Origin of the sequence: Parabacteroides sp. TM07-1AC, assembly GCF_003480915.1 — a bacterium.
Classification (GTDB): domain Bacteria; phylum Bacteroidota; class Bacteroidia; order Bacteroidales; family Tannerellaceae; genus Parabacteroides; species Parabacteroides chongii.
Genome location: NZ_QUKD01000007.1, coordinates 261,214 through 278,939, shown reverse-complemented (window position 1 = coordinate 278,939; position 17,726 = coordinate 261,214). Strand labels below are relative to the sequence as shown.

Annotated in this window: 17 protein-coding genes; 9 read left to right on the top strand and 8 right to left on the bottom strand. The window is 42.7% G+C overall.

Going from position 1 to position 17,726, the window contains the following annotated elements; translation table 11 throughout:
* Positions 1–32 precede the first annotated feature (32 nt).
* Positions 33–2,351 carry a GH92 family glycosyl hydrolase gene (locus DXD68_RS15575; RefSeq protein ID WP_122362448.1) on the top strand — a complete coding sequence of 773 codons (2,319 nt, stop codon included), beginning with the start codon at positions 33–35 and terminating at the stop codon, positions 2,349–2,351.
* A 43-nt stretch (positions 2,352–2,394) separates the two neighbouring features.
* Positions 2,395–3,588 (top strand): DUF418 domain-containing protein, encoded by a 1,194-nt coding sequence (locus DXD68_RS15570; protein ID WP_122362447.1) that lies wholly within the window; start codon positions 2,395–2,397, stop codon positions 3,586–3,588.
* Positions 3,589–3,658: 70 nt separating this feature from the next.
* On the opposite strand, the gene DXD68_RS15565 is transcribed toward DXD68_RS15570, so the two are convergent.
* The 3 genes from DXD68_RS15565 to DXD68_RS15555 form a co-directional block, all read right to left on the bottom strand.
* Positions 3,659–5,059, bottom strand: a complete 1,401-nt coding sequence (locus DXD68_RS15565) for a C1 family peptidase (RefSeq protein ID WP_122362446.1) — start codon at positions 5,057–5,059, stop codon at positions 3,659–3,661.
* Positions 5,060–5,254: 195 nt separating this feature from the next.
* Positions 5,255–6,412, bottom strand: coding sequence for an acyltransferase family protein (locus tag DXD68_RS15560; protein WP_122362445.1), 1,158 nt, complete (start codon positions 6,410–6,412; stop codon positions 5,255–5,257).
* 110 nt (positions 6,413–6,522) lie between these two features.
* Positions 6,523–7,086, bottom strand: coding sequence for a Crp/Fnr family transcriptional regulator (locus DXD68_RS15555; RefSeq protein WP_122362444.1), 564 nt, complete (start codon positions 7,084–7,086; stop codon positions 6,523–6,525).
* Between the two features lie 260 nt (positions 7,087–7,346).
* Here DXD68_RS15555 and DXD68_RS15550 point away from each other — a divergent pair, with 260 nt between their 5' ends.
* The 3 genes from DXD68_RS15550 to DXD68_RS15540 are packed head-to-tail and all read left to right on the top strand — an operon-like array spanning position 7,347 to position 8,544.
* Positions 7,347–7,625: a DUF2089 family protein gene (locus tag DXD68_RS15550; protein ID WP_075558769.1), complete on the top strand. Its 279-nt coding sequence runs from the start codon at positions 7,347–7,349 to the stop codon at positions 7,623–7,625.
* A 2-nt stretch (positions 7,626–7,627) separates the two neighbouring features.
* A complete protein-coding gene (locus DXD68_RS15545) occupies positions 7,628–8,215 on the top strand; it encodes a YIP1 family protein (RefSeq protein ID WP_122362443.1) in 588 nt (195 codons plus the stop codon).
* A gap of 29 nt (positions 8,216–8,244) precedes the next feature.
* Positions 8,245–8,544 (top strand): DUF3784 domain-containing protein, encoded by a 300-nt coding sequence (locus tag DXD68_RS15540; protein WP_122362442.1) that lies wholly within the window; start codon positions 8,245–8,247, stop codon positions 8,542–8,544.
* A gap of 7 nt (positions 8,545–8,551) precedes the next feature.
* Here the strand turns inward: DXD68_RS15540 and DXD68_RS15535 are convergent, their stop codons facing one another.
* From DXD68_RS15535 to DXD68_RS15515, 5 genes are all read right to left on the bottom strand, one after another.
* Positions 8,552–9,202 carry an HAD family hydrolase gene (locus DXD68_RS15535; RefSeq protein ID WP_122362441.1) on the bottom strand — a complete coding sequence of 217 codons (651 nt, stop codon included), beginning with the start codon at positions 9,200–9,202 and terminating at the stop codon, positions 8,552–8,554.
* Positions 9,203–9,378: 176 nt separating this feature from the next.
* Entirely contained in the window at positions 9,379–10,494 is a 1,116-nt protein-coding gene (locus DXD68_RS15530) for a carbohydrate-binding family 9-like protein (protein WP_122362440.1), read from the bottom strand.
* Between the two features lie 21 nt (positions 10,495–10,515).
* Positions 10,516–11,679, bottom strand: a complete 1,164-nt coding sequence (locus DXD68_RS15525) for a serine hydrolase domain-containing protein (protein WP_122362439.1) — start codon at positions 11,677–11,679, stop codon at positions 10,516–10,518.
* On the bottom strand, positions 11,680–12,204 hold the full coding sequence (locus tag DXD68_RS15520) for a gamma carbonic anhydrase family protein (protein WP_122362438.1): 525 nt from the start codon (positions 12,202–12,204) through the stop codon (positions 11,680–11,682).
* A gap of 91 nt (positions 12,205–12,295) precedes the next feature.
* On the bottom strand, positions 12,296–14,083 hold the full coding sequence (locus tag DXD68_RS15515; RefSeq protein WP_122362437.1) for an aminopeptidase P family protein: 1,788 nt from the start codon (positions 14,081–14,083) through the stop codon (positions 12,296–12,298).
* Positions 14,084–14,501: 418 nt separating this feature from the next.
* Between DXD68_RS15515 and DXD68_RS15510 the strand changes: the two genes are divergently transcribed.
* From DXD68_RS15510 to DXD68_RS15495, 4 genes are all read left to right on the top strand, one after another.
* Positions 14,502–15,356 (top strand): hypothetical protein, encoded by an 855-nt coding sequence (locus DXD68_RS15510; RefSeq protein WP_233577177.1) that lies wholly within the window; start codon positions 14,502–14,504, stop codon positions 15,354–15,356.
* A gap of 15 nt (positions 15,357–15,371) precedes the next feature.
* Positions 15,372–16,421 carry an S-methyl-5-thioribose-1-phosphate isomerase gene (mtnA, locus tag DXD68_RS15505; RefSeq protein WP_122362435.1) on the top strand — a complete coding sequence of 350 codons (1,050 nt, stop codon included), beginning with the start codon at positions 15,372–15,374 and terminating at the stop codon, positions 16,419–16,421.
* A 143-nt stretch (positions 16,422–16,564) separates the two neighbouring features.
* Positions 16,565–16,756, top strand: coding sequence for a 30S ribosomal protein S21 (gene rpsU, locus DXD68_RS15500; RefSeq protein WP_122356288.1), 192 nt, complete (start codon positions 16,565–16,567; stop codon positions 16,754–16,756).
* A 73-nt stretch (positions 16,757–16,829) separates the two neighbouring features.
* Positions 16,830–17,726 (top strand): tyrosine-type recombinase/integrase, encoded by an 897-nt coding sequence (locus DXD68_RS15495; protein WP_122362434.1) that lies wholly within the window; start codon positions 16,830–16,832, stop codon positions 17,724–17,726.

The following is a 17,726-nucleotide window of genomic DNA, read 5'->3' as shown; positions in this document are numbered from 1 at the left end:
TGTTTCCGTTCTTAATTAATCAATGAATGTGTATGAAAAAAGTCTTTAGTTTGTGTTTTTTGGTTCTCGGTGCGCTCTTTTCCTGTGGATCAGTGAAAGACCAGCCGGAGGAGGCTTCTCTTTCTTCTTATGTAAATCCTTTTATCGGAGCATCGACCAGCATGGATGCTGGCGGTTCCTATCATGGTTTGGGTAAAACGTTTCCGGGGGCGACTGCTCCGTTTGGAATGGTGCAGGTGAGTCCTAATACGATAACAGGTGGTGATAATGGACCGGGTTATAGTGATGAACATACTTCTATTGAAGGTTTTGCTTTTACACAAATGAGTGGGATCGGCTGGTATGGCGATCTGGGGAATTTGTTGGTAATGCCGACAGTCGGTAAGTTGCATACTTTTTCGGGAACGTTGGAAGATCCGGATAATGGTTATCGTTCCCGGTATGATAAAGCATCGGAGAAGGCTTCTGCAGGTTATTATTCCGTGATGCTTACCGATTATCAGATAAAAGCGGAAGCGACGGCCCTTCCTCATAGCGGTATGTTGCGTTTTACATTCCCGGAGAGTAAAGAGGCTCGTATACAAATAGACTTGGCACGCAGGGTAGGAGGAACTTCTACCTGGCAGGCGATCGAAGTGATCAATGACCATACGATCAGAGGTGAAATGAAATGTCCTCCCGAAGGTGGCGGCTGGGGAAATGGTGCAGGAAAATCTGATTACACAGTCTATTTCTATGCTGAATTTTCCCGTCCTTTCCGATCGCATGGCGTATGGTCGGCCGACATACCGGACGGGTGGACACGAAAACGGGAAGATATCGAGAGCGAACGTTATCATGAAGTTGTTCGGAATGCCCGCATTATCCCTGATGTGAAGTCGTTGACCGGAAAGCATTTGGGCTTTTATGCGGAATTCGATACCGATGCAGGAGAACAGATCCTCATGAAAAGTGGGATCTCTTTTACCAGTATGAAGAATGCAGAAGAGAATCTGCATTCGGAAATGAATGCCTGGGAGTTTGACGCAACACTGGCTGACTGTCGCCGGTTATGGGACGATGCCCTGTCCAAAATAACTGTGACCGGAGGTACGGAGGATGAAAAACATATCTTTTATACTGCTCTTTACCATACTATGATCGACCCGAGGATTTGTAGTGATGTGAACGGGGAATATATGGGAGCGGACAAGAAGGCGCATATGACGGATCAGTTCACTAAACGAACTATTTTTAGCGGATGGGATGTTTTCCGTAGCCAGATGCCTTTGCAAACTATTATTAATCCAACCCTGATCAATGACCTGCTCAACTCGTTGGTGGAGATTGCCGATCAGAGTGGAAACGAATATCTGGAGCGATGGGAATTGTTGAATGCCTATTCCGGTTGTATGTTGGGTAATCCGGCTCTGTCTGTTTTGTGTGACGCTTATTCAAAAGGAATCCGTTCTTATGATATAGATAAGGCATACCGTTATGCTTTAAATACTTCCCGGTTGTTTGGTAATAATAAAGAAGGATATACGCCGGGGTCTATCTCTCATACATTGGAATATGCATACAATGATTGGTGTATGGCCCGTCTGGCTGAATGGTTGGGCAAGGATACCGATAAGGAATATTTTGACCGCCGGGCTATGACCTATTCAACAATTTATGATACCGATTATGGTTGGTTCAGGCCACGTAATGAAAAAGGTGAATTTCAACCTTTACCCGAAGCGGGAAGACTGGCGGAAGGATATGGTTGTACGGAGAGTAATGCATACCAGCAGGGTTGGTTCATTCCACACGATGTGGAAGGTATGGTTCAAATGATGGGTGGGCGTGAAAAAGTGCTGGCCGATCTGACGGATATGTTTGAACAGACTCCCGAAGGTTATCTCTGGAATCAATATTATAACCATGCTAATGAACCGGTTCATCATGTTCCGTTCCTGTTTAACCGTCTGGGTGCTCCCGAACTTACTCAAAAATGGACGCGGGATATCTGTCGGAATGCTTATAAAAATTCAGTCTTGGGTCTAGTCGGAAATGAAGATGTCGGGCAGATGTCTGCCTGGTATGTATTGGCAGCTAGTGGATTACATCCGGTATGTCCCGGTGACCAGCGTTATGAAATAACCAGTCCGGTATTTGAGAAGATCGTTTTCAATTTGGATCCGGACTATGCTGAGGGAAAAACATTTGTGATTGAAGCTCGCAATAATAGCCCTGAAAATATATATGTCCAGCAGGCTACTTTAAATGGAAATCCTTACAATAAATGTTATCTGACGCATGCCGACCTGATGAAGGGCGGAACGTTGGTATTGCAGATGGGGGCAAATCCTTCGGATTGGGGAAAATGAGACAAAGACTTATATATATTGAATATCTGATACATAATAAGAAATGATACATACTATTCAAAAATCCGAACGCTTGAGTGTAGTAGATGCGCTTCGCGGTTTTGCTTTGTTGGCGATTGTGTTGTTGCATAATCTTGAACATTATAATATTTATTTCATTCCGGAATTTCAGCCGGCTTGGTTGCAGGTTCTGGACAAATGGATGTGGGATAGCTTTTTCTTTCTGTTCAGTGGAAAGGCTTATGCTACTTTCTCCTTGCTTTTTGGTTTCAGTTTCTATATTCAGTTTCATCATGCGGAACAAAAAGGGATCGATTTTCGGGGACGTTTTGCCTGGCGGTTAGTTCTGTTGTTCTTGTTTGCCCAGCTTCATGCCTTATTTTATAATGGTGATATCCTGGTACTCTATGCCGTTGCTGGTTTTGTCCTTATTCCGGTATGTAAACTGAAAGATAAAATTGTTTTTTGGATCGCCGTCTGTCTGCTGCTTCAGCCTTTTGAATGGGGCAGAATGTTGTATGCGTTATTTGACCCGGATTATGTCGCTATCGGAAATAGATTCATGATCTATTCAGAACGGGTAGGAGGGGTAACTATGAATGGTTCTTTTTGGGAGGTCTTGCATAGTAATATATGGGATGGACAATTATATAGTAATTTCTGGCAAGTAGAAAATGGACGGTTGTTTCAGACATCGGCCTTGTTTATGTTTGGAATGTTATTAGGACGTAATGGATCTTTCATAAGGAGTGATCGTACAATTGGTTTCTGGAAACGTATCTTGGGTATAGGTGTATTGGCATTCATTCCACTTTATCTGCTTCGGGTTTTTGTCCCCGAACATATAGGCAATCCATCCGTATTGCTTCCATATAAGATAATAACACAATCTCTTAGCAATTTTGCTTTTATGCTAATTTTGGTTTCGATCTTTGTGCTGATTTGGTTTAAAAAGGAGAATGGGTGTAACTGGCAAAAGTTTATTATACCTTATGGGCGTATGAGCCTGACAAACTATATTTCTCAGTCTATTATAGGAGTATGTATTTATTATGGATTTGGCTTGGGATTGTATCGTGTTACCGGGGCTACAGCGACTTTGCTTATCGGATTGTTTATTTTCTCCGCTCAATGGCTATTCAGCCGTTATTGGTTGTCACGCCATAAACAAGGGCCCTTGGAGTATTTGTGGAAACAAGGAACTTGGATCGGAAGTAAATACAATAAAAAGAAGTAATTAGAGACATAAAAAACAAACCCGGCAGATTGGCCTGCCGGGTTTGTTTTTTAGTTTTCCAATACAACTATTAATTTTCGTCTGTAAACATCGGATCCCAGGCCGGAAGGCGGGTCGGTGTTTGTTTGAGAACGTCTTTCACTTTGTCGGTGATATATTTCTTTTCGACTACCAGACGGAACATATATTCGTTGAACCATTCGTCGGTCATGATCAGGTGGCCACTGTTGGCTCCCGGTCCCCAGCTGTTTTCTACCATCCATTTTCTAGGTGTACCGTTTGCATCGAGATCGACAGCCATCAAGGTCATGGCATGTGACGAACCGCTGGCGAATGTTTGGATACGCTGTTTCTTATCCATACCGAAAGTAGTTCCCATCAGTGAACCGTAGTCGTAATAGTTCACATCCAACAGACCCCGTTCACGATCGAAGAATTTACCTACGTCGCAAGAGAAATACATCATTGTACTGTCTTTGATAGAGGCGATAGCCATCTCTTTGATCTCTTCGATCGGCAGGTTTACGTAAGTCCAGTTCTTTCCGTCATAACGGTGACGGTCGAAATCGATCTCATATAACTTATAATATTCACGACTCGGATCGTTCATCAGCATAACATAATTGTTTGTCAGGTCTTTGCCGATATATTCGTCGAAGAATGATTTAGGAGTATATTCTTTTGTTTCAACCGGGTTGCCTTGTGCATCTTTGCGAGTCCAGGTAAATTTCGTAGGCGGTTCACCCAGGTTGAGGACCAGCATCCGGTAAATGGTTCCCAACATTTCTGTTTTGTCTTTTTCCAATGCAGCCACTTTGGCTCCTTTGGCAGACTGATCGCGCAATTGCAGGCCGAACTCTTTTAACTTAAGACCGATCAGGTTGGCCATTCTTCCCGTACTTTCACTACTATGGGTTTCCACCATTACGTCAGCGGGAACTACGCCATATTTACCCAGGATATCGGATATGCCGGTGAATTGTCCTCCGTCGCTAAGCGGATTTTTGAATAACCATTCCACCATTTTGTCATCCATCGGTTTCTCGCGTGTGTCGATGATCCCTTGCAGGAACAGATTGGCTTTTTCCAACTGGTCCCAGAAGAAGGAATAATTCTGTGAGAATTGGAAATCTCCCATATTATATTTCGCGATCGCCTGTGCCCGGAATACGTTCAAACCGGTAAACAACCAGCAACGGCCGGAAGACTTTTGATTGGTAATACCTTTACTGTTTACTTTATTAGAGAAGTAAGTATCGAAATTGTTTTTGCTGTCGGCATTTACTGCCAGCTTATTGATGTCGTTGTTACTGATGGCGTTATGGATAGCCTTGTCGGTAGGAGTTCCTTTGTACGATTGTTTGATCTGTTGCAGCATTTCCGGAGAGATTCCTTTGTCGGCCTGCTGTCCGAAGGCGGATAACGTAATACCCAATGCGAGGGCAGTTATCCATAGGTTGTTTTGTTTCATGATATATTTAGTTTGTAAGTTTATATTGGTTCACAAACTTACGATAAATAGCCGGAAAAAACGAAAGGAGATGTATTAAATGTTTGTATTACCGAACGCAGATGACGCAGAAAGCGCCGAATATCGCAGATAATTTAATAATAAAAGTCTGCGAGACTCTGCGTTTTTTGCGTCATCTGCGTTCGGTAATTCCTTTTATGCCTGTTTTCTGGCCAGGAACTTCTTACTTAACCATTTTCTTACCGGTTCGTCATATAGTTTCAGGCATAGGTAAGCCAAAACTATATTCAATGCACAAACACACAAAACTACCTGCCAGGTCTCGGCAAGCGTGTAAAGTTCCTTGTCGATCAACCAGGCATAGAACAGATACATCACAGGATAATGTATGATATAGAGTGGGAAGGAGATGTCTCCCAGGAATTTACATATCTTTGTCGACTTCGTATCGGTAGTGGTTCCCGATGCACCTATCCAGATAAGAATAGGGAAAATCAGGATGATACAAACGGATTCATAAAGTCCGTTCATGGAAATCGGGTCTGTCCCTTCCACGAAGGGTACAGAGAATAATCCCAGTAATATGATCGAACAGATCCAGAATGCGCCTCTCACTTTGATGGGTTTGAAGTTACGGGATAAAAGCATACCCATAGAAAAGGGGAAGAGCATGCGTAATAATCCGCCTACAAAATTCACGCCGTCCAATGTCCAGCCGACTCCGATGTTACCGTAGCCGGATACGTCGAGGGTGGCGAATGCTGCCAGTGCCGCGCCCATCAAAAAGACGACAACAGTCAATGCTTTGGTTGACAAACGGCGAATGAACAGAGCGTAAAGAATATTGCCGATATACTCGAAGAACAACGACCAGCTGGGACCGTTCAGTGGGAACATTTCACCGTTTCCTCTGACCTCATAATTGGCTCCCGGTATCGCGGGAATGAAGAACAATGAACAAAGTAGGGATAGCATGACCAGGGAGATAGAGACGTGTGTCCCGTCCCATTTTACACTGCCTTGAATCAGGAAAGAGATAACTCCCAGAACCGCTCCCATGATAACCATCGGGTGGAGACGGATCAAACGGCGTTTAAAGAAATCTTTCATAGTCAGCGTCTTCGACCAGCGGTCGTCATAGGCATAGCCGATAACGAAACCGGACAGGATAAAGAAGAAATCCACTGCCAGATAACCATGATTGATAGTGTCGATGGTAGTGCCTCCGGCGAAAGCGTAGCCTTCGAAGACGTGATACCATACGACTAAAAGTGCTGCTACTCCTCTTAATCCGTCGAGAAGATCGTAATGAGGTTTACTGTCTGTAAACGCAGCGGAAGAAATGTTTTGCATGATAAGAGTTTATTATTTAGATTATTACTACGTGTAACTAATGAAGCTCCAAAATTATAAAACTTATGCGTCCTAAAATTTGTCCTATATCAAATTTTACCGGATAATGATTATTTCTGTGCTCTGAGGCGGCTGAGTGTAGAGGGGGTAATTCCCAGATAGGATGCGACATATCCCAGTTGTACTCGTTGATAAACTTCTGGGAATTGTCGTTTGAATTCTTCGAATCTTTCTTTTGCTGATAACGTAAGACGTTCTTTATGTGAACGGTGCAAGCGTCTGTATTCGTTTTGATGAATAACTCTTCCCCAATTCGCCAATTCAATATTGGTTTGAAAAAGCTGAAGTAAATCGGTCAATGATATTTGATAGGCTACTACATCTTCGAGTGTTTCTACAAACTCTTCACTTACCTTATTATAATATAGTTCGTCCATACTAAAGACAATGCTTCCTTCATGGGCAAAGGAGGTCGTTATTTCCTCTCCGTTCACCAGCCAAAAGGAACGAGTCATGCCTTTCTCGATGAAGTAGGCCGATTTGCAAAACATATTTTCCTTTATCAACTGATACTTTTTAGGGAAATGGCATAAAGTAACATGTTCTTTTAATGTTTGTATCGTTGTATCGGAAATTGGGTATGAAGAGTTTATCTTGTCTATAATATTTACCATAAGAGATTCTTGATTGTTTTCCATCCTTTGCAAAAATAAGATGAATAACCCAACATTTCTCCTATCGGGAAGATATTTTCATAGAAAAGGTGATAAAGTAGATTAATCAATCTAAATAAGAGAAGCATTTATTCGAACCGGAGATTACATGTAATAGAATAGTGTTGTGTAATAATATTTATTTATATATGAATAATATTTATGTTATAATTGATAATATTGAATATGTTATTATCTTTGTTGCGTAAAGATTGAATAAAATGGATGAGAAAAAGAAACGATTACCCTTGCAATGTCCGGCCTGTGATTCTCCTCTGAGAGTGGGACGGTTGTTTTGTGAACAATGTGATACAGAGGTCTGTGGAAACTTTGAGCTGCCTCCTTTGGCAAGATTGACCGAGAAGGAGCAACTGTTTATCGTTGATTTTATCAAGTCGAGCGGCAGTTTGAAAGATATGGCGAAAAATATGGGGGTGAGTTATCCGACTGTCAGGAATATCCTGGATGATCTGATTGATAAATTAAATAAGATTGAATAGTTATGAAGAAACAATGGTTGAATTTTCTTGTTAATCCGTTTGAATGGATTGCCGGTTTTCAGGCGTTAGGGTGGGGGCTTTTAGGAATGGTTGTTTCCACTGTTATCAGTTATCTTTCCGGATGGCATTATCATGGTTTATTGCACTTTGGGCCGGCCCCGAATCCAGCCTGGTGGTGTTATGCTGTTGAACATTTGGTGGTTTGGATTGTACCGGCTACTCTGTTTTATTTGGGCGGATTGATCTTGTCGCGTTCCCGGATCAGAATGATCGATGTGTTGGGGACAGTCGCTTTTGCTCAGATTCCTTTCATTTTTATGAATTTGTTCAATATGTTGCCTCCGATGCAAAATCTGGCAAAAGTAGATATGAATGTGCCGCCGACAGAATTGTTGGCGCAACCAGGTTTTCTGGTAGGAATATGGCTTTCATTGATCGGTGTGATATTTCTGGTCTGGGTATTAGTCTGGATGTTTAAAGCGTTGAAGGTCTCCTGTAATCTGAAAGGGTATTCGTTGGGTATTCTCTATTGTGTGGCTGTGTTTGGTGGGGATATTCTTTGCCGTTATTTGATTGGTTTGTGTTATTAATATATAATCAAAGTTACTGAGGAGTGCAAATGTTATTTGATTTTGGGGTGGGGATAACTCTAATCATCATTGGACTTTTGGCGGTGCCATTTCCTATGTTGATAAGTGGTTATAATATATTGCCCAAGGAAAAGAAAGAGAAGGTGGATATAAAAGGCTTAAGCCATTTAATCCGTAGCTGGCTGGTTGGTATGGGAGTAAGCCTCATAATAGGATCGGTTTTATTGGAACTTTTCGGGCTTCAGGAAATAAAAGGACCTTTTATCGGTATCCTTCTTCTAGGGGGATGTTTTTTACTTTTGATAAAAACAAATCGATATATTCCGTAAATTACTCTTATAGCAGTAATTTACGGAGTGCCGGAATATCTTCTACGATATGGTCTGCTCCGGCTTTTAATAGTTCTTTATAATCACCGAAGCCGTATAAGACACCGATAGAGTCAATTCCTGTGTTTTTTGCTCCGATGATATCGTGTTTTCGATCGCCTATCATTACAACAGAACTCAGATCGGTTATATTGTTCGATTGTAAGATGTAATTGATAACATCTGTTTTAGTATGAAGAGAACCATCCAGTCCGCTACCGGCAACAAAGGAAAAATAGTTACTCAACCCGAAATGATCGAGGATACGTTTGGCAAAGACTTCCGGTTTGGAAGTGGCCAGTATCACTGTTCTGCCGTTTTTTTGAGCATCAGCGAGTAATTCTTTGATTCCCGGATATAATTCGTTTTCCAAAATACCTTTGTCGGCATATCTTTCTCTGTATTTGTCGGTGGCAATGATTGCTTGTTCATCGGTGAAGTTGTAAAAATCCTTGAACGAGTCAAGAAGGGGAGGGCCGATGAAAGGGGTTAATTCCCGTAAGTTATTTACCTGAATGCCGAAATGGTTTAGTGCGTATTCAACACAACGCGTGATTCCGGTTTCAGAGTCGGTGATTGTACCGTCGAGGTCGAAAAGGAGATATTTGTATTGTTTCATTTATTGTCAATTTTGAATCTATTTGTCACAATAAAAGAACCAGGAACTCGGATGACGCGGATTGAGCGGATTTGAACGGATCGGATCATTTAATCCGTTTTGATCCGCCTAATCCGCGTCATCCGAGTTCCTGGTTCTTATTAAAATAGTTCATATCTTTCTAAATCATTACTTATTTATTTCTTAGAAGCCCAAACCAAGCCATCCTGTCTGATATGCCAAATAGTACCGTCTGTGCCGGGTAATGTGATTTCATACATGGAAGGAGTATTGAACAGACTGATCTGCTTTGCTTGTTCAGCTGGACATAATTCTTCGGGTTTGAGAGCTGCTACAGATGGAGCATATTCGCCGAATGTCGCTGCATACTCGTTCTGACGGTAATACAGGTTACGTAGAAGCCATTTTACTTCATCATTCGGATCTGTAACAAATGGAGTTTCACCTGTTCCGGCAACCTTATCCGAGATCTGTACAAATCCCCAGTATTCAGGCATGTGGATATTGATAACACCGGTCGGAGCCCATACCCAGTTGTATTCGCGTATTTTGTCTTCCCCTTTGATGGGAACTTTTACATACTTGCCGTCCTGTACCTCTGTGGTCCATTCTACACGGGAGAAGTTTGTGCGGATATGTTCACCAGCAGTAGGAGCCTTTTTCCCTCTTGCTACCTGATAAATCGATGACCAGGGAATAAAGACCTCTACGCTCCACGATTTGTCGGTGTCTTTCGGATTATTCAGTGTGCCATCTACGTAAACTGCTGATTTCATACCTGCAAATTCCCAGTTATTCAGTACTTGTGGATTGTCGCGATACGGTTTGCTCAGATACAGGTCCCATTCCGTTCCCAAAGCATTTACCTCGTATTCGAGATAATTGTGTGTGTCGTTTGTCGGATTGAGGAATATCTCAAAATCGTTATCCTGATAGATTACGGCATCGTGTTCCGTGATCGTAGCCCATACGTGGGGCTCTTCCATCAGGACTGCGAAATACATGCCCTTGTCGTCGTAAGCCATTTTGGCCCGTGTCTGCAAGAGGGGTTTGGGGCGTTTGTCGCCTTCGATATCGACAAAGTCCGTAGTCCAGGGGATGGCATCCCATTCTTCGGGGGACATTTTTCCATCTATCTTGATCGGAGCCGGCGCTTTATAACATACATACGTCGGAGGATTGTAAGGAGCCTGCGGCGTGTAAGTAATCTCTTTTCCTTTCTCCTGTGGCGCTTGTGCACAAGAAAGGAGTAACAATGCTGCCATTGGCGCAGTAAAAACTGTTTTCTTCATTTGTTGTTTAATTTAGTATGTTTATTCTGATTTATTATTTGACTTTTGAATGATCTCCATAGCAGCTCCCAGCCATGTGTCGATATCGTCCGGGTAATGTTGGGAAGTGCGTGTGTCGCTGCGTTTATGCCCCAGGCGTACGACTACGGCATTCAGTTCCGGGATGGCAAAAATATACTGTCCCAGAATACCCCGCATATAAGGAATTTCCAGATTCTTATAAGTCAGATGCCAGAACTGAAAACCGTAACAATGGTTCTTTTCATTGTATTCTTTAAATACCAGACTGGTATCCGGTGTTGTAGCCTCTTTTATGTATGATTCGGAAACGAGCTGTTTTCCGTTCCAGCTTCCTTTGTTTAATATCAGTTGACCGAAACGGGCGAAGTCGCGGGCGTTGCTGTTGAAGCAGCAATATGCTTTTTCGATACCCTCTTTTTTATCCAGGCTCCAAAGGGCATCTTCTTCTGCGTTTATCGGAGTCCATAATTTTCTTGAAACATATGAACTTATATTTTCACCGGTCGCTTTTTCGACGATAAGGGACAGTAACTGCGTGACACCGCTCTGATAGATGAAGTTGACACCCGGTTCTTCTATTTCCTTCATACCTAAAGCGATCTTTTGCAGGTCATCCCCGTAATACAGCTTTGTAGTGGGAGAGAAGGGGGAAGAATAAGCCTCGTCAAAGTCGACACCCGCACTCATTGTCAGTAAGTGACGGAGTGTTAACGTCTTGCCGTTGTAACCTTTAAATTTCGGGTAGAAGTCGCTGACCGGCTGATCTACATTTTTAATAAAACCGTCGTCTATGGCACATCCGATGGCCAGCGATACGATACTTTTGGCCATAGAAAATGAGTTGCTGTGCGATTGAGGGGAATAACCTTCCCAGTACTGTTCAAAAAGTAAGGAACTGTCTTTGATGATGACAAAGGCTACGGTTCCCAGGTCTTCGAACACGGGCAGGTATTTTTCCGGAATGGATAATTTATTGTATGCTTCCGCCTCCGCCCAGGGATGTGGGTTACTAGCTTTCACTGTCCGGTTTTCAAAGATCGGATACTGGTCGATCTTCGGGAGCAGGTGAATAAGGGCACGCCGCAGATAATAATTGGAGGGCAATACCAGATAGCCTCCGATACAACATAGAGCCAGTAGTATTGCCCATCCTGTCTTTTTCATTTATTCTGAATCTTCTTTATACCAGCTTGCATACATGTGGTAGTTTTTTGCAATCTTTTGGTTGATCTCTTTGGCCTGTTCCGGGTCTACCTTCTTTACGAATTTAGCCGGTACGCCGGCGTAGATACTGCCCGGTTCAACGATTGTCTTGCTCAGAACGACTGATCCGGCAGCCACAATCGCCCCTTCACCGATCACTGCATGATCGAGCACGACAGACCCCATTCCAATCAGTGCACCGTTACAGATTTTGGCACCGTGGATAGTTACATTATGTCCTACCGAGACATCGTCGCCGATCTCGATGGTCGATTTCTCATACAGTGTATGCAGGACGGAACCATCCTGTATGTTCACTCCGTTGCCGATACGGATTGAATTTACGTCACCACGGAGTACGGTACCGAACCAGATGCTGCAACCGTCTCCTATTTCGACATCGCCGATGATGGCGGCGTTGTCTGCTAAAAATGTGTCTTTACCGATCTTGGGGGTAAAGCCTCTGACTGATTTTATTATTGCCATAATTATTCAATTGACAATTAACAATGGACAATTGACAATGAAAAGACAGCGACAACTAATTGTCAATTGTCAATTATCCATTGTCAACTGATTAGATTTCTGCTGTTTTCTCTTTTAACCAGGTCTTTTCATCTTCGTTCAGATGCGGACTTAACAAGTCGTACACCATTTGGTGATATTTGTTTATCCAGGCGCGTTCTCTAACGGACAACATCGGAACGATGATCAGTTTCGTATCGATGTAGCATAGGGTCAGCGTGTCGAATCCGTAGAATTTGCCATATTCCGTTTCGCTGTCTTCGCGAACGAGTACCATATTCTCTGTCCGGATACCGTATTCGCCGGTTCTGTACATGGCGGGCTCGTCACTGATTACCATACCCGGTTTTAGCGGGATAGGATTCAGTTCCATGCGGATGCTCTGCGGACCTTCGTGTACATTCAGGCAATGACCGATTCCGTGCCCTGTTCCGTGCAGGTAATTAATACCTGCATCCCATAATGCTTTCCGCGCGAGGATATCCAGTTGTACGCCTTTCGCTCCTGCCGGAAATTTACATTTGGCAATGCCGATTGTTCCTTTTAAAACACGGGTAAAATCTTTTTTCATTTGCTCGGTCGGTTCGCCTAAAGCAATTGTACGGGTGATGTCGGTGGTTCCGTCCAGATACTGGGCTCCGGAATCCATCAGGAGCATGTTGTCAGCTTTTATTTCCGAATCGGTTTCGGGTGTGGCTGCATAATGAACAATTGCTCCGTGGTCAGCATATCCGCAGATCGTTTCAAAACTGTCCATGATATACTGCGGTTGTTCTGCCCGTAAAGCCGTCAGGCGGGCTGAAGCGCTGAGTTCGGTTACTTTTTCTCCTGCTGCTAATTTCTTTTCCAGCCAAATGTAGAAACGGGTCAATGCAATACCGTCTTTCACTACGGCATTACGGAATCCTTTTATTTCAGTTTCATTCTTACTGCTTTTCAGATGATTGGCAGGTGTGATGTCTTCTACTATTTTACAACCTTTAGGTAATGCATTGTAAAGTGAGAGATTCGTTTTAGACGGATCGATGAATACGGAGCTTGTTTCCGGAAGCCGGGAAAGGTATTTCTGTATCATCGTATAATCAGCCAAAGTGACTCCCTCTTTTTTGAGATGCTCTGCTGCTTCCGCTGTGATCTTTCGGGGATCGATAAAAAGTACGCTCTCTTCTTCCGATACAAATGCGTAACTGATCACCACGGGGTTGTATGTGACATCTGTCCCGCGTATATTGAACGTCCAGGCAACTTCATCGAGGGCAGCAATGATAAGGCTGTCGGCTCCTTGCTTACGTAGCTGGTTATTGATTTCATCCAGTTTTTCGCGAACGGATTTACCGCTCAGTTCTACCGGCATTTCGAATAACGGATTGCCGGGGATGGCAGGCCGGTCTTTCCATACCTGATCGATCAGATCGTAGGATGCTTCCAGTTTGATTCCTTTCCGATTCAGTGTCCTTTCCAGTTGGGCGGCATCGGTCACGCTGTAGGTTTGTCCGTCCATTCCGACTGTTTGTCCGTTTTGTAGTTCGTGGAGCAGAAAGTCGGGAATAGTCGGCGTTTCCGGCAAAGCCATTTTATAAAGTTCGATACCAGTCCCTTCCAGTTGGATGCCGGCTTGCAGGAAATAGCGGGAGTCAGTCCATAATCCAGCCTTATCTGCGGTTATGACCACAGTTCCGGCTGAACCGTCAAAACCGGAAATCCATTCGCGTGATTTCCAGCGGTCGGCAGGATATTCGCTCAGATGAGGATCTGAACTGGGAATGATATAAGCATCTATATTTTTTTCTTTCATCGCTTCTCTAAGAGCGGCGATACGTTCCTGAATGTTTGTTTTCATCGCATTATTGTTTTAGTCAACGTTACTATTGGCAAAGTTAATAAAATATCGGAGAAATAGTTTTTTTAGTCTGGAAATCCCGATAAGGCATATCGGGAAGAGTTGTTCCGAAGAGTTAGTTCCGGAAGAGTTTCATATTATATGTAACTTTTGTTTCACAATATACGAAACTTTTATTTCATAATATATGGAACTTTAGTTTCACAATATATGGAACTATTCTTGCTGTAGTTTCACGATTTTAGTTGACTGCATTCTGTCTAATATATAAAATAGGTTGACTCGGTTTATGCTTAGTAATAAAAAAGGTTGTCCCTGACTGGAGATAGTTCAAATAAAAGTAGGGGTTTTGGACCTATATGCTGTCTATTAAATATAAAAATGATATATTTGTTGGATGTTACTTAATCGGATGGTCATGAAAAGAATGTTGTTGGCGTTAAGCGTTGTTGCTCTGTTTTGTATGAGCTCCTGTTCTTCGTACTATTATTCTGTTTTGGAATCGAATGATACGATAGGTGAGAAAAATGAAGACAAAGATTTTGTCATAGAAAATGACAGTGTATTCATCTCTTATTGTTTCTACGGTGAAAATGCACCGATCTCTATTACCGTATATAATAAGACGGATGAGCCTTTGTTTGTAGACTGGCAGCGTTCCGCTTTGATTATAGACGATGTGGCTACCAGTTATTATCAGGAAAAAGCACCTATCCAGGGGCAGACGGAGTCTTCTTATTCCGGAGATACGTATCGATGGAGCAGAAACTACAGCATTTCGGACGGTTATTCCGGCGGATCGTTTGCCGGTGAAATCGCATTGCCTAAGGGAGTGAGTTTTATTCCTCCTAAGTCGAAAGTGGAATCTACACCTTTAAGATTGTCGAATTTCCCGTTTGACCGTATACCGAAGGATCAGTACAGCAAGCAGAAATTTGCAAAATCGAACTCCAGTGTGGTAAATGTGAGAGTAAAGAAATTTACAGAAGAAAATACTCCGTTAGCTTTCAGAAGCTATTTGAGCCTTTATACTGCTGATCATGATGGTGGGAAAAGAAAATACTCTACTTTTGAAAGTAGTTTCTATGTATCCCAACTGATCAAGACCGGAAATGTGACACCTGCATCTTTTGATGCCGGAAAGAAACAAGCCGGTGACTTTTTTTATGTTCATAATGTGAAGGGTGCGAATGCCGGTCTGATTGTCGGTGCAGTAGCGATCGGAGCTGCCGGTATCGTCATAGAATCGACGTTAGCCCCCAATGGGTATTAAAACCATTATATATAAATGAAGAATATAACAGATTTGAAAACTGTCCGTCTCAGAGATGACCTGAATGCTGTCGTGATACTGGACCAAACCCGACTACCGGCTGAAGAATCTTATTTGGAGCTTTCTTCGGCGGAAGAGATATGGGATGCGATTTATAAATTGAAAGTACGCGGAGCACCGGCGATCGGTGTTGCAGCCGCTTATGGAATATATGTTTGCAGCAGGCAGATACAGGCTGCGTCCTTTGATGAGTTTTATACGGAGTTTCACCGTATAAAGGAGTATCTGGCAGGAGCCCGTCCTACAGCAGTTAATTTGGTGGCATCCCTGGAGCGGATGGAAAAGGTTGTACTTGACAATGTTTCGGCAACAGTCTCCACGTTGGTAGAGTTGTTACACGATGAGGCGATAACTATCCGTGAAGAAGATGCTGCTGCTTGCCGGCGTATCGGGGAATATGCCTTGTCGTTATTGCGTCCGGGTATGGGGATTCTGACCCATTGTAATGCAGGGCATCTGGCTGTTTCTGAGTATGGGACAGCATTGGCTCCGGTTTATTTGGGGGAGGAGAGAGGCTATGGTTTCAAGGTTTTTGCAGATGAAACACGTCCCTTATTGCAGGGTGCCCGGCTTACGGCTTACGAGTTGCACCGCGCCGGCGTGGATGTTACGCTTATTTGTGATAATATGGCTTCGTCTGTCATGCAGAAAGGATGGGTACAGGCGGTTGTTGTCGGCTGTGACCGGGTAGCGATGAACGGAGATGTGGCGAATAAGATCGGGACTTCGGGAGTGGCCGTACTTGCCCGTCATTATGGTATCCCTTTTTATGTATTGGGGCCTACATCTACAATAGATAAACAATGTCCGGACGGAAAGTCCATCATTATAGAAGAACGTGCTCCGGAAGAGGTGTCCGAGATGTGGTATACACACCGGATGGCTCCGGATGATATACATATATATAATCCGGCTTTTGATGTGACTTCTCATGAGCTGGTAACGGCTATTATTACGGAAAAAGGGATTGCCTATCCTCCGTTCGAAGAGAGTCTAAAGCTGTAGCCTGCAGAGCTTCTGTATGTTAAAGCATTCATAGAAAAAGAAAAAATACGAATTATTCTCCGAAAGTTTTGCTAATAACGAAAGAATCAGTAATTTTGCTGCCCATTTTGAGGATATAATTAAAAACAATAAATAATTAAATTATGATCGTAGTTCCATTGAAAGAAGGCGAAAACATCGAGAAAGCGCTTAAGAAATTTAAAAGAAAGTTCGAAAAAACAGGTGTGGTTAAAGAACTGAGAAGTCGTCAGGCTTTTATAAAACCTTCTGTTGAAAAGAGAAAACAAACAATGCGTGCGGTTTACGTACAGCAATTGCAGCAGGTAGAAGAATAAAATATCCTACCAGGCTTGTTTTATTGAATTCTTATTCCTATTTTCGTTGCATAAAAGTTGATGCAACGCAGATATGTTGATAGATTCATTTTTAGATTATCTTCGGTATGAAAGGAATTATTCCAATTATACGATAGAGGCTTATTCAAAAGATTTGCGTCAGTTTGAAGAGTATGTGAAAATGAATAAGGATAACAGATTTGTTCCGGAGGAAGTCGATGCAGATTTAGTCAGATGTTGGATTGTCTCTTTGATGGACGAGAAGATATCTCCTGTATCGGTCAATCGGAAATTAAGTTCTTTGAAGTCTTTTTTTAAATTCCTTATGAAGCAGGGAAGCATCTCTGTAAACCCGTTAAGGTTAATTACCGGGCCTAAAACAAAGAAGCCGTTGCCTTATTTCGTCAGAGATAAGGAAATGGAACTCTTGTTGGATGGAGATGGGTTTGATGAGGATTTTGAAGGTGTAAGGAATCGCCTGATACTTGAAATGTTATATGATACGGGTATTCGTCGTTCGGAATTGATCGGAATCCATGATTCCGATGTCGATTGTGAAACAATGCAGATACGCGTGACAGGTAAACGTAATAAGCAGCGGTTGATTCCATTTGCAGAAGGATTAAATGACTTAATACAGGCATACACTGAAGTTCGAAATCGTGAAGTTGGTTCGGAGAGCGGATGGTTTTTTGTAAGAAAAAACGGGGAACAATTATCGGCAGGTATCGTTTATAATATAGTAAAGAAGAAACTGTCGGAGATCCCAACATTGGCGAAACGTAGCCCTCATGTATTGAGACATTCGTTTGCAACAAGTATGTTGAATAATGGAGCAGAGCTGAATGCTGTGAAAGAATTGTTAGGACACAGCAGTTTGGCTTCAACCAGCGTTTACACACATACAACCTTTGAGGAATTAAAAAAAGTGTATCATGCTCATCCAAGAGCTAAAAAAGAAGGAGGTTAA